Genomic DNA, 13,367 nt, shown 5'->3' on the forward strand with positions numbered 1-13,367 from the left:
GGATGACGGAGGGATCGAGATGGCGAGGAGCATAAGGAAGGGCTGGATTGCAGCAGCGCTAGCTATCGTAATGGCAGCGGCACTGCTAGCTTCATGCGGCAAGCCAAGTGACGGCAAGACGAAGGTTACGATTGGAGAGGTAACACGATCGCTGTTTTATGCGCCGGAGTATGTAGCGATTGCCAAAGGTTTTTTTGAAGCGGAAGGGTTAGATGTCGAGTTGACGACGACGCCAGGCGGTGACAAGACGATGACGGCGCTACTGTCGAACACGATTGATGTAGCGCTGGTTGGCTCGGAAACGTCGATCTATGTAGCGCAGCAAGGTGCGGACGATCCGGTCATTAATTTTGCACAGCTGACGCAGACGGATGGCACGTTCCTCGTGGCGCGCAAGCCCATAGCTACATTTGATTGGTCTTCGCTAAAGGGTGTTGATTTCCTGGGACAGCGCAAAGGCGGCATGCCGCAGATGGCTGGCGAATTCACACTCAAGAAGCATGGCATTGATCCGAAGAAGGATTTGAATTTGATTCAAAATATTGATTTTGCCAACATTCCTGCGGCATTCTTGTCTGGCACTGGCGAATATGTACAATTGTTCGAACCGCAAGCTTCGATTATTGAGAAAGAAGGCAAGGGCCACGTTGTTGCGTCGTTCGGCGTAGAGAGCGGCCATCTGCCATACACCGTATTTATGGCGAAGCAAAGCTATATCAACAAGCATAAAGATGCCGTGCAATCGTTCACGAACGCGATTCATCAAGCCCAGTTGTGGGTGGCGGATCATTCGGCAGACGAGATCGCCGATGTCATCCTTCCGTATTTCCAAAATACAGACAGAACCATAGCGGTTAGTGCAATCGACCGCTACAAAAAACAAGGCTCGTATGCATCCGATCCAATCGTTGATGAGGCGGAATGGAACAACCTGCTCGACGTAATGTCTACAGCTGGCGAGCTGAAAGAGCGTGTGCCGTACGAGAAGTTAGTCGACACGAAGTATGCACAAGGAGCCATCAGCGCTACTAAATAATTGCGGTGAGCGATAAAGGAGAGGGCGAGCAATGCTGGAGCTAAAGAAGCTGCAGCTGAGGAACGTTTCGCATGTGTACGTCAACGACAAAGGTGCTTCGCTTGCCGTTGAAACCATCGATCTGGCGATCCGTGAAGGCGAATTCGTTAGTCTAGTCGGGCCTAGCGGCTGCGGCAAAACCACGCTGCTGCATCTCATTGCAGGCTTGTTGAAGCCTACGCGAGGCGAAGTGTTGATTGGGCACAAGCCGGTGAGCGGGCCATCTACAGCAGTCGGCTATATGCTGCAGCAGGATTATTTGTTCCCTTGGCGGACGATTAAGGATAATGCATGTATCGGCCTTGCAATTAGCGGCAGGCTGACGAAGGAGGGGACGGCTCGTGTCCAGCGCTTGCTGGAGGAGCTAGAGCTCGGAGGTACGGAAACGCGTTACCCGCAGGAGCTGTCAGGGGGCATGCGGCAGCGTGTCGCGCTTGCCCGGACGCTCGCTACAGAGCCGGATATCATGCTGCTTGATGAGCCGTTTTCCGCCTTGGATATGCATATAAAGCTGCAACTGGAGGATCTCGTGTGGCAAACGATTCGCCGGCGCAAGCAGACGGCCGTACTAGTCACGCATGATTTGGCTGAGGCTGCGGCGATGAGTGACAGGGTTATTGTCCTTGGGCGAAACCCGGGGCATATCCGGCTAACGGTCGATATTCCAGATGAGCTTCGATTGATCCCGCCAATGGAGGCGCGCCGGCATGCGATGTTCCAATCCGTGTTCGAACGATTGTGGACAGAGCTTGATCATACCGAATTGGCAACAAGTGAGCTGGAGGAAAGGGGAGGGCCATATGCATAACGAGCTAAACAATCAGCCAGTGGCCCATACGAGCGCCTCCAGCGAATGGATGAAGCCTTTATATGCGGAACATCAGAAACGGGCGCGCCGCCGCACCGCAGCAGTGTTTGTTGTTCGAACCGTTATATTGGTTCTCTTCATTGGATTGTGGGAAGCTGCAGGACGAAACAAGTGGATAGATCCCCTTCTGTTCAGCTTTCCTTCACGAATAGTAAACCTGCTCGGCGACATGGTACAAGATGGAACGTTATGGCCGCATGTTGGAATGACGGTCGGCGAGACAGTTGGCGGCTTCATTCTTGGCACGTTGATGGGCACGCTGCTAGCTGCGCTGCTATGGCTATTCCCTTTTGTATCGCGCGTATTGGATCCTTACTTGGTTGTCTTGAACAGTATGCCGAAGGTTGCGCTTGGGCCAATCTTCATTGTCGTGCTGGGACCGGGATTTCTCTCGATCGTCGTCACGACATTGTCGGTGACCGTCATCATTACGACCCTTAACATATACAATCAATTCCGTGAAGTGGAAGAAGGCTATATTAAAGTTGTTCGCCTGTTTGGCGCTTCCCGGCTGCGAACGTTCTGGTACGTCATTGTACCGGCCTCGTTCCCCGTTATCATATCGACGTTGAAGGTGAATGTCGGCTTATCGTGGGTCGGCGTCATCGTCGGAGAATTTCTCGTTGCGAAGCTAGGGCTTGGGTATCTCATTATTTACGGCTTCCAAGTGTTCAACTTTACGCTCGTTCTGGGCAGTTTGTTCGTTATTGCAATCGTTGCGACGGTCATGTACCAGCTTGTGGCTATCTTAGAGCGCAGGTTGACGGGCGGACGGCGCGAGCGGTAGGATATAAGAACAAAATTGGTTGTTCGGATGAGGGATGCTGTGATGGGAATTCGTGTCATTAAAACAGCGTTAGCCGCCTTAGCGGCGATCTATACGGCTGTCTACTTCGATTTGAGCCCGCCGTTATCGGCGGGCATTTTGGCTATTCTCGGCGTTGAGGTTACGCGAATGAAGGGGCTGAAGAGCTCGCTCGTTCGATTCGTGGCCGCTGTACTCGGGTTATTTCTTGCATCGATTCTTTTTGAAACACTAGGGTTTCATATCTGGGCCGTCTCGTTGTTCATTCTCGTTACGTTTCCGCTGCTTGCGCGATTTCAGCTGAAGGATGGGATTGTCACATCCTCGGTCATCGTCTTTCATATATTTGATCATGGCGAAGTGACAACAGCGCTTATCCGCAATGAAATTATGCTGCTGTTGGCTGGCTTAGGCTGGGCGACGATCATTAACCTCATCTATATGCCGACGGAGGAGAAGCGTTTGGCTGCGATGCGTTCGGAAACGGAGCGGCTGTTCGGCGAAATTTTCCGGCAGATGGCTCATACGCTTCGCGATCCGGCTCATGTATGGGATGGCAACGAGCTGCTGGAGGCGCATAAGGCGATCGACCATGGCATATTTCGAGCGGCGGTTAGCCGGGAAAACCGCTTCGGCCGAGGCGAACGGTATTGGGAAGTGTATTTTCTCATGCGGAAGTATCAATTGGATTCCATCCAGCAAATGCTCGTCCTGCTTGCATTCGTCTATGAGAGCGTGCCTCAGGGCGAGCAAATCGCAGAGCTGCTGGAATCGCTGATGGATGATGTGAAATCGGATGTTTATGAAGGAAAGGTGGAAGAACGCCTGACGGCACTGGAGAACGAGTTCCGGTCGATGGATCTTCCCCAAACCCGTAAGGAGTTCGAGGTGCGTGCTTCGCTGTTTCAGCTGTGCAGGGAGCTCGAACGTTATCTCGCAACGGCAAAACGTAGCAAACGAAAGAAGAGTCATGTTCGCGATTCTAAGGCCATACAATAGATAGGGAAGAAAATTCGTTGAGGCGTTACAAAGATTCAGTCACCCTAGACGAATGTCCTGCATACACTTTAAATGAATGATTGTATGGAGGAGGTTATAATCGATGGCACTTGCAGATAAACAGCTTCAGTACAGAGAGATTATCACGAAAGCTGTCTGCGGCAAAGGTCGTAAGTTTTCCACAGTGACCCATACCGTAACACCGCCTCATAATCCCACGAGCATCCTCGGCGCGTGGATTATCAACCACCAATATGAAGCGGTTCGTTCGGGCGACGGCATCGAGGTTATTGGTACTTACGATATTAACATCTGGTATTCTTACAGCAAAAACTCGCAAACCGAGGTGGCGAAAGAAACGGTATCCTATGTGGAAAACATACCGCTTTCGTATGTAGACCCGAAACATCGTGCGACGACCGAAGAGGTGTCGGCTGATGCAACGCAAGAACCGAACTGCATCGAGGCAAACATCTCGTCGAACGGTTCGAGCGTCACCATTCGGGTGGAGCGGGAATTTGCCGTAGAGATGATCGCCGAGACGAAAGTGTTTGTAGCTTGCGTTCCAGGCGGTGTGGAAGATCTCGACGGCAAGGATATCGAGTATGGGCTCGGCGACGACGGAGACTACGAGGATCTGGATCCGGATCTGCTCGACGACGAGGTGTAAGGGGTAAGCCGCCTTCAGGGGGCGGTTTACAAATAGGATATGCGCCGCATGCGGCGAATTCGAGGGCGTCAGCCCTCTTTTTGTTTTTTGGGCTTTCTTGCAGAGGAAGTTCGAGGGAGGGTCGCCGTATGCGGGAAGGCAGTGCGACGGCAGCACGTGTTTGGGTGTGGGATGAGCGAGCTGGGGCAAGTGGGCTTGCGAGAGTAGATGCCGTTGGAAATGCGGCGAACGAACAGGGGAGCGGCTATCGCGAAGCGAATGCCGCTTCTTTCATTGCGCAGCAAGATGCTGTTATCGTGCTGGGCAGAGGCGAAGGCTCATGGTTGGCCGCTCGTGAAGGCGAGAGAGGCTGGAGCGATGAAACAGGGAAAGCGGCAAGTGACCAAAATAGGCCGTGGACGCTTTATGCCGCCGGTACGGCTGGAACAGGGGTGGCGGATCATCGCAGCGTGCTCCGCCGCTGGCGCAGGGCTGGATTGCTTTGGGAGCTGCATTCGGCTTCGGCTAGTGATAGGGAGAAGCTGGACAGCTCAGCAAGAGATAGCGATGCTGGCTTGTTATCCCGTGATGAGCGGATAAACGCTGCGATTGCCGAAGGCTGTCGTGTGTACTGCGTGTCGGTTTTTCATCTCGAACCGATTGCGATGCAGCGGTGTGGAACAGCGGCGTTGATGCGCCAGCAACAGCAGGCTCAAGCTGCACCAGCTATTGCGGTTATGCTAGCTGCTGACCCGATGCTGCGCCGCGTAGCACGGACGGCCGTGCGGGCGGTATATGCGGCAGGACTGGATTTAGCGGATGTTTTCATCGCGCTCAGTGGCGAGGGCAAAACGGCAGCGCTTGCGATAAGCCGACCGAGCCGGGAAGGCGGCAGGCTTGCGGGGATTTGGCGGGATGCGATCGGCGCTTTCGATGCACAGTACGCTGTAATGCGGGCAAGCGCGCCAGCACAAATTCTTATCGGCGCAGATCCTGAATTTGTATTGCTACGGGCAGATGGGAGAATTGCGCCAGCTGACCGCTATCTGGGGAGGATGGGCGGAGCGGGCGCAGATGCGCTATTGGTCCGTAACCGGCTGATGTATCCAATCGGCGAACTGCGGCCTGATCCGTCGCCAACGCCGGAGGGGCTGGCACGGTCGGTTCGCCATCAGCTGGCAAGGGCGAATGAGCGGGTGAAGGATAGGACGCTACGGTGGGCTGCTGGAGCGATGCCATTACCTGGCATCGCGCTTGGCGGCCATGTCCATGTGAGCGGAGCCGCACTTACTAGCCGAATCTTGCGCCAGTTGGACCGTTATCTCGCTTTGCCCATGGCAATGGTAGAGCATGAGCGCGGGCAAGCCCGCCGGCCGCGTTATGGATTGTTAGGCGACTTTCGCCGACAGGCACATGGCGGTTTTGAATATCGGACGCTCCCTAGCTGGCTTGTCTCTCCTGCTGCAGCGAAAGCGTCTTTCGCGCTGCTGCTTCTATGTGCACAAGACACTTGGCGGCTGCCATATAGGCCGGCGCTTGATGAGCAGGCGGAAGCTGCCTTTTATGCAGGAGACCGTTCCATGCTTGTGAACGAATTAGATTCGATTACATCTGAACTTGCTGCCGCCCCATCCTATGCTCAGTATTTCCGGTTGATCGAGCCTTTGTTCGAAGCCGCGCACAGGGGCTCAGTTTGGAATGAGGATGCTGATATTCGGATCAAATGGCGTGTTGGGCCATTGGCCTAACCTCAATTTGCCTTTGATAACATCCCATGCGGCCCTTCCTACTTCGTGCTATAATGAAGGATAGTGTTTAAAATCATTCATTCGTACGGAGGGGCTTCATGGCACCGACTTATACCCCGATGATGCAACAATATTTGTCCATCAAGGAGCAAGCGAAGGATGCGTTCCTCTTGTTCCGTCTCGGCGATTTTTATGAAATGTTTTTTGATGATGCAGTGCTAGCTTCACGTGAGCTTGAGATTACGTTAACGGGGCGGGAAGCAGGCGGAGCTGAACGGATTCCGATGTGTGGCGTGCCTTACCATTCCGCTGAAAACTATATCGCTCGCCTTATTGAAAAAGGCTATAAGGTTGCCATCTGCGAACAGGTGGAAGACCCTGCGGCAGCCAAAGGCGTCGTTCGCCGTGAGATCGTTCGCGTCGTTACGCCCGGCACGGTTATGGAATCGAAGTCGCTCGCAGATAAAGCGAATAACTTCATCGTAGGCGTTGCGGAGCAGGAGGGGCGAATCGGCTTTGCTGCATGCGACCTGTCGACAGGTGAGTTGTATGTTACATCGTTCGCAATGGGCGGCGTCGAGGCTGTCCTTGACGAGATAAACGTCTATCATCCTGCCGAGATCGTCGGGGATGAATCGTTGCTAGAGCAGTTGAAAGCCTACGCAGCTAGCTGGCCGCGCCCGATCGTACTGACGCCGCGGGAGCCTATGGCATTGTCTGGCGTTGTGGAGCAGTTCGGCGAGCAGCCGCTGCAGGGGCTGGAGCAAGAACGTTTGCTCGTCATTGCAACCCTTACCGGCTACCTTGCCGATACACAAAAACGTTCCTTCGGCCATGTGCGGACGATTCGCCGTTATGAGCCGAACCAATATATGATTTTGGATCCGTTCACGCGCCGCAATCTCGAGCTGACGGAGACGGTCCGCGACCGGAGCAAGAAGGGCTCGCTCCTATGGCTGCTGGACCGAACGCAAACGTCAATGGGTGCAAGGCTGCTTCGCCGCTGGGTAGACAAGCCGTTGCTTAGCGTTGTTGCGATAGAAGAACGGCTGTCTGCGGTATCTGCATTATTCCGCGATTTGATTTTGCGGGACGATGTTCGCCGAGAGCTTAGTGAAATTTATGATCTAGAGCGGCTTGTTGGCCGCGTGGCATTCGGCAGTGCAAACGGGCGAGACCTCAACGCATTGAAGTTATCGCTGCGCCGTGTGCCAGCGCTTGCCGCGCTGTGCGCAAGTTCAGGAGATGCGACGCTGCAAGCTTTGTTCGATGCTCTCGATGAATGCTCCGATATAGCGGATGCAATTGAGCGGGTGATCGTCGATGAGCCGCCTGTTTCCGTACGTGAGGGCGGCCTCATTCGCTCGGGGACGGATGAGTATTTGGACCGGCTGCGGGAAGCTAGCACAGACGGCAAACGCTGGCTCGCAGAGCTTGAACGGTCGGAACGTGAAGCAACGGGGATCAAGTCGCTTAAGATCGGCTACAACAAAGTATTTGGCTATTATCTTGAAGTGTCCAAGGCGAACATCGCTGGGCTCCCAGAAGGCCGCTATGAACGGAAGCAGACGCTTGCGAATGCTGAGCGTTATGTGACGCCGGAGCTGAAGGAAAAGGAACGGCTTATTCTCGAAGCGGAAGAGAAGATGGTTGATCTAGAGTACGAGCAGTTCGTTCAGCTACGCGAGCAGATTGCTGGCCAATTGAGCCGCCTGCAAAAGCTTGCGGAACGGATTGCTTCTCTTGATGCACTGCAATCGCTTGCTGCCATTAGTGCCGAGCGGCGTTTTGTTCGCCCAACGGTTACGGATGGCTTCGACATGTTCGTAGAGGATGGCCGACACCCGGTCGTAGAAGCCGTTATGGACGGCGCGCCGTTTATGGCTAACGGCACGCAGCTTTCGAAAGAAAGCCAGTCGATGCTCTTGATCACCGGACCTAATATGGCGGGCAAAAGTACGTATATGCGGCAAGCTGCGTTACTTTGTGTCATGGCGCAGATTGGCTGCTTCGTGCCTGCTAAGTCGGCGACGTTGCCGCTTGTAGACCGGATATTCACGCGAATTGGCGCAGCCGATGATCTTGTCGGAGGGCAGAGCACGTTCATGGTCGAAATGAAAGATATTCAAGTCATGACCGAAAAGGCGTCTAGCCGCAGCCTCGTCATCATTGATGAGCTGGGACGGGGAACCTCAACGAACGAGGGCATGGCCATTGCGCAGGCGGTCATCGAATATGTCCATGATGAAATCGGCTGCAAAGCGCTCGTTTCGACCCATTTTCATGAATTGTCGCATCTGGAACAGTCGCTGCCTTCGTTATCTAACGCATGCATGGCCGTTCGCGAGGATGGGGACAATGTTACATTTTTGCGAAAATTGGTTCCGGGAGCTGCGAGCTCAAGTTATGGCGTTTATTGCGCAAGGCTTGCCGGGCTGCCTGACTCCATTATCGGCAGGGCTTATTCGTTATTAGAAGAAGGCGATTCGACAGCTACGCTTTCAGAAAACAATGCACGTTCGCCGAAGGCGGTTCAAGATGGCGCAAGCGCGATGATGCGTACAATTGAGCAAGAGGCATTGCATGAGACAGCGGCAGCCTATGATGGACTGCTGGAAACAACGGAACAGCAGCCAACGTCTGCTGCCGTTGCGACTGAACAAACGATAAGCGGCCCAATCGTACAGCTTTCGATTTTCGGGGATGAGCCTGCAGCACCAGCGGCGCCCGTGGAAAATCAGCAAGAAAGCAACAAGCGAAAGCTCTCGCCTAAGGCGGAACTCGTCTCCGAGCGATTGCGCAAGCTTGATGTGTTGAACATGACGCCGATGCAGGCGCTGCAATGGCTCAATGAAATGAAAATGAAGCTGAATGACCTTTAAGATTAACGGATAGCACGTGTTTGGTTTGGAAGCATGCATGGCGAGGAGGAGTACGGGATGGCGAACATACGTGTATTGGATGAACAGCTAGCTAACCAGATTGCAGCTGGCGAAGTTGTTGAGCGTCCGGCATCTGTCGTTAAGGAGCTAGTCGAAAATGCGGTTGACGCCGGTGCGACGACGATTGATCTCACCATAGAGGAAGGTGGCTTAAACCTAATCCGGGTCATCGATAATGGCGCAGGCATCGAGCCTGACGAAATTGAAACGGCTTTCCAGCGGCATGCGACGAGCAAGCTGCTGTCCAGTGCGGATTTGTTTCGGATTGCTAGCCTCGGTTTCCGGGGCGAAGCATTGCCAAGTATCGCGGCTGTGTCACGCGTAACGTGCATCTCTTCCCCGACGGCGGATGGGCTTGGCAAGCAATTGGTCATCGAAGGCGGCACAGTCCAGCAATCTGGGCCTGTTAGCGCTCCGCAAGGCACGGAAATGAGCGTTAGGGACCTGTTTTACAACACGCCCGCGCGTTTAAAGTATATGAAGTCGATTCAGACGGAGCTCGGCCATATTAGCGATTATGTGAATCGGATCGCGCTTGCACATCCTGGCATAGCTTTCTCGTTGAAGCATAACGGCAATGAATTGCTGCGTACGCCAGGCACTGGCGACCGATTGCAAGTCATCGCTGCTGTGTACGGGACAAGTACGGCTAAGGCTATGTTGCCGGTCGAAGGCGAAACGCCCGATTACATGTTGAATGGCTATGTGTCCAAACCAGAGCTGACCCGTGCGAATCGCAATGCAATAACGGTGATCGTGAATGGACGATATATTCGAAGCTTTTCGGTTAACCAAGCGCTGCTGCAAGGCTACCATACGTTGCTTCCCATTAACCGGTTCCCGCTTGTCACGCTTGAGATTGCGATGCATCCGTCCTTGCTGGACGTGAACGTCCATCCATCCAAAATGGAAGTTCGCTTCAGTAAAGAATCGGAACTAAGGGAGCTCATCGAGCAAGCGGTCCGCAAAACGTTGGGGCGTGACCGTTACATTCCAGAACCAGCTTCAGGGGACGACGAAGAGCGTTCGAAGCCTGTATATGTGCAGGAGCGAATTGCTTTTCATCGGCCGGAGCCGGGCTTCCCTTCTGCGTTGCGTGGCGGGGAATCGGTAATCGGACGCACTGGGTTAGGGGCATCGCCTGGCGGAAAAGTTTCAAGCGGCAATGCTTCAAACTCAATAGGCAGCGGATCTTTCAGCTTGGGAGCAGGCAACTATGGCTCATCGTGGCCGGCAGGCCGCTTAAATGGGCAGGGGGCACGCGATAATGTGCCTCCTGATGCAACGGAACGGCTTTATGCCAAGCCAACTGCATCTGCTGAGCCAAGCCAGGTGTTGCGTGAAACGCCTGGTGACGATGCTGATTTTTATGCGCCTGCGCCAGAAGAACAATCAACTGCAGAAGCGACGGCAGCGAATTTGGCGACTTCACCGGGCTTAGCAGCATTTCAACAGTCGGAAGCAGTTACGGCAACGATGCCGAACCGCTTGGCAGACGATAGGCAGCTAACAGGATTGCCTCCTAGATTGGCTGTCGAACGTGACCCGGAGACGCCGCCTTTTCCCGAGCTATCATGGATCGGGCAACTGCACGGCACATATCTAATCGCGCAGAGCGAAGACGGGCTGTACATGATCGACCAGCACGCTGCGCATGAACGGATACATTACGAATACTATGTGGAGAGGTTCGGCAGGCCGCAGCAGGCTGCCCAGCAGTTGCTCGTGCCGATCACGCTGGAGCTGACAGCTGGAGAAGCAGCGCAACTCCATGATAAACTGGAGCTGCTCGCAGAAGTTGGCTTGGAGCTGGAAGCGTTCGGCACGAATACGTTTCTTGTGCGCGCCCATCCTGAATGGCTTCCAGCTGGGGATGAGCAGCCGATTATTGAAGAGATGATTGAGTGGGTGCTGCAGGAGCGGAAGAACGTCGATATTCAGAAGCTTCGGGAAAAATCCGCTATCATGTGCTCATGCAAAGCATCGATTAAAGCGAACCAGCGGCTGACGCGAGAAGAAGGCGAAGCGTTGATGGATCGGCTCGGCGCATGCGGGCAACCGTATACATGCCCTCATGGCCGCCCGATCGTCGTGCATATCTCGTCCTATCAATTGGAAAAAATGTTCAAACGGGTGATGTCATGATTGTAACGACGGCTTCTAAGCCATCAGAGACGTCCTTGGCGAAAGCGAGGGCGCTGGCAGAGGAACTGTCGGGCCGGTTTCTGCTTCGCCGGGGGCGTACGTTAAGCCAACTGATAGATGATAACAAGGAGAACCGCCTGCTGGTCGTATTGGAGAATGAAGTCCGATTCTACGAAGGGGCAACGTCTGGACAGCCGCTATATTATCATCCCAGTATGGCGTTTGTGCGTGTGAAGCGGCTGCTGCGAGGCGAGCCAGATCCGTTGATTGAGCTGTCAGGATGTGCTCCCGGCGATTCGGTCGTGGATTGTACAGCTGGCATGTGTGCGGATTCGCTCGTCTTTTCAGTTGCAGTCGGCGCTGAGGGTACGATAACGGCGCTGGAAAGCGAGCCTGTCCTATATGCGGTCATTCGCGAGGGCTTGCAAAGCTATAAATCAGGGCTTCCTGATGCGGATGACGCGATGCGGCGAATCACGATGCGGCTAGCGAATCACACGGAATACTTGTCCCAACTGCCGGATAAGAGTGTAGATATCGTCTATTTTGACCCGATGTTTCAGGAGGCGATCGAGGAGTCTAGCGCAATCGGGCCGCTTCGCGCGCTTGCGAACTACAATCCCTTATCCAGCGAAGCTGTGGAGCAAGCCAAGCGGGTAGCGCGCAAATGCGTGATGCTAAAGGAACAGAAGGATTGTGCAGAGTTCGAGCGGCTAGGCTTCACGCGCTGCAAAACAAAGAAAACATCGAAAATTACGTACGGAGTGATTCGAGTTGACGCAGGACAATAACGCCGCAGCATCATCGAGCGAGACAGTGAGCCAATCAGGTCGCGGCGAAGGCAAGCCTAAGCTGCTAGTGCTTATAGGGCCAACAGCGGTTGGCAAAACGCAATTAAGCCTGGACATTGCTAAAGCTTACAATTGCGAGATTATTTCTGGCGACTCTATGCAGGTATATCGAGGCATGGATATCGGAACAGCAAAAATAATGCCCGACGAGCGGCAAGGGATCGTCCATCATTTGATTGACATTCGCGAGCCGGACGAGCCCTATTCGACAGCTGATTTTCAAGCGGAGTGCCAGCGCCTTATTCAGGAGATCACAGCACGCGGCAAGCTGCCTTTTATCGTTGGAGGCACCGGGTTATATGTAGAGTCCGTTTGCTATGGTTTCGAGTTTGCGGAGAGCGGGTCGGATCCTGCGTTTCGAATGGAGCTAGAACAGTTTGCCGAGGAGCAAGGCGCCGAGGCGCTTCATGCCAAGCTTGCGGAGGCTGATCCCGAATCAGCTGAGCGGTTGCATCCTAATGATCGCAGGCGCATTATCCGTGCGTTAGAGATCTATAAGCTGACTGGCGAGAAAATGTCCGAGCAGCTCGGCCGCCAGACCAAAACCTCGCCTTATGACTTGTGCATCATCGGTTTAAACATGGATCGCCAGAAGCTTTATGCGCGCATCAATGCCCGAATCGATTTGATGATGGAGCAAGGGCTTGAAGCGGAGGCGCGGCGCATTATTGAAACAGGCATCGCCCATGATGCTGTATCGATGCAAGGGCTTGGCTATAAAGAGTTTTTGCCCTATTTGGCAGGGGAATGCTCGTTAGCGGAATCTGTCGAATTGTTGAAGCGGGATACAAGGCGGTTTGCCAAACGGCAACTATCGTGGTTCCGCCATATGAAGGATATTGCGTGGGTAGAGTCCGATGAAAATTTTCACAACAAAATAGCAGCAGTTCATGATATAATAGCAGGAAAGATCGGGGTACGAATTGAATATACTTCTAATCAATCTTTTTTAGACGGGGGTAACGGCCAATGAACAAAACCATTAACATTCAGGATACGTTTTTGAACCAGCTGCGCAAGGACAGCGTCCCGGTAACGGTCTATTTAACGAACGGCTTCCAAATTCGTGGCGTCATCAAAGCGTTCGATAATTTTACGATCGTCATCGATAGCGAAGGCCGTCAACAAATGGTCTACAAGCATGCGATCTCGACGTTTACCCCACAACGTAATGTTTCACTGATGCAAGATCACTCCAACGATCATTAATAGAGGCTGTTCAGGCAAGATGAAACCTTCATCCGGACCAATTCGTCTATCAGAATAGCGGCATGAATGAACAACC

Annotated in this window: 11 protein-coding genes; all 11 read left to right on the forward strand. The window is 53.6% G+C overall.

The features are described 5' to 3' along the window. Positions 1 to 19 precede the first annotated feature (19 nt). The 11 genes from GON22_RS08625 to hfq all read left to right on the forward strand — a co-directional run bounded on the left by GON22_RS08625 (position 20) and on the right by hfq (position 13,291). Entirely contained in the window at positions 20 to 1,036 is a 1,017-nt protein-coding gene (locus tag GON22_RS08625) for an ABC transporter substrate-binding protein (RefSeq protein ID WP_160395711.1), read from the forward strand. A 31-nt stretch (positions 1,037 to 1,067) separates the two neighbouring features. Beyond that, entirely contained in the window at positions 1,068 to 1,883 is an 816-nt protein-coding gene (locus GON22_RS08630) for an ABC transporter ATP-binding protein (protein ID WP_160395712.1), read from the forward strand. Between the two features lie 49 nt (positions 1,884 to 1,932). Continuing rightward, positions 1,933 to 2,730 carry an ABC transporter permease gene (locus tag GON22_RS08635; protein ID WP_442954366.1) on the forward strand — a complete coding sequence of 266 codons (798 nt, stop codon included), beginning with the start codon at positions 1,933 to 1,935 and terminating at the stop codon, positions 2,728 to 2,730. A gap of 42 nt (positions 2,731 to 2,772) precedes the next feature. After that, the gene (locus GON22_RS08640; protein ID WP_160395714.1) at positions 2,773 to 3,747 is read left to right on the forward strand and encodes an aromatic acid exporter family protein; all 975 of its coding nucleotides are present in this window, start codon (positions 2,773 to 2,775) and stop codon (positions 3,745 to 3,747) included. Positions 3,748 to 3,850: 103 nt separating this feature from the next. Continuing rightward, on the forward strand, positions 3,851 to 4,417 hold the full coding sequence (locus GON22_RS08645; RefSeq protein ID WP_160395715.1) for an outer spore coat protein CotE: 567 nt from the start codon (positions 3,851 to 3,853) through the stop codon (positions 4,415 to 4,417). A gap of 128 nt (positions 4,418 to 4,545) precedes the next feature. Beyond that, a complete protein-coding gene (locus tag GON22_RS08650; RefSeq protein ID WP_160395716.1) occupies positions 4,546 to 6,144 on the forward strand; it encodes a putative amidoligase domain-containing protein in 1,599 nt (532 codons plus the stop codon). 98 nt (positions 6,145 to 6,242) lie between these two features. After that, the gene (gene mutS, locus GON22_RS08655; RefSeq protein ID WP_160395717.1) at positions 6,243 to 9,026 is read left to right on the forward strand and encodes a DNA mismatch repair protein MutS; all 2,784 of its coding nucleotides are present in this window, start codon (positions 6,243 to 6,245) and stop codon (positions 9,024 to 9,026) included. A gap of 57 nt (positions 9,027 to 9,083) precedes the next feature. Then, positions 9,084 to 11,231 (forward strand): DNA mismatch repair endonuclease MutL, encoded by a 2,148-nt coding sequence (mutL, locus tag GON22_RS08660; RefSeq protein ID WP_160395718.1) that lies wholly within the window; start codon positions 9,084 to 9,086, stop codon positions 11,229 to 11,231. After that, positions 11,228 to 12,022: a class I SAM-dependent methyltransferase gene (locus tag GON22_RS08665; RefSeq protein ID WP_160395719.1), complete on the forward strand. Its 795-nt coding sequence runs from the start codon at positions 11,228 to 11,230 to the stop codon at positions 12,020 to 12,022. The genes mutL and GON22_RS08665 overlap by 4 nt, the downstream gene beginning before the upstream one ends. Positions 12,023 to 12,047: 25 nt before the next feature. After that, complete coding sequence (gene miaA, locus GON22_RS08670) at positions 12,048 to 13,055, forward strand: tRNA (adenosine(37)-N6)-dimethylallyltransferase MiaA (RefSeq protein ID WP_160395797.1); 1,008 nt, start codon at positions 12,048 to 12,050, stop codon at positions 13,053 to 13,055. Next, a complete protein-coding gene (hfq, locus tag GON22_RS08675; protein WP_006036762.1) occupies positions 13,052 to 13,291 on the forward strand; it encodes an RNA chaperone Hfq in 240 nt (79 codons plus the stop codon). The genes miaA and hfq overlap by 4 nt, the downstream gene beginning before the upstream one ends. Positions 13,292 to 13,367 lie beyond the last annotated feature (76 nt).

This window comes from Paenibacillus sp. MMS18-CY102 (assembly GCF_009789195.1).
Lineage (GTDB): Bacteria > Bacillota > Bacilli > Paenibacillales > Paenibacillaceae > Paenibacillus_T.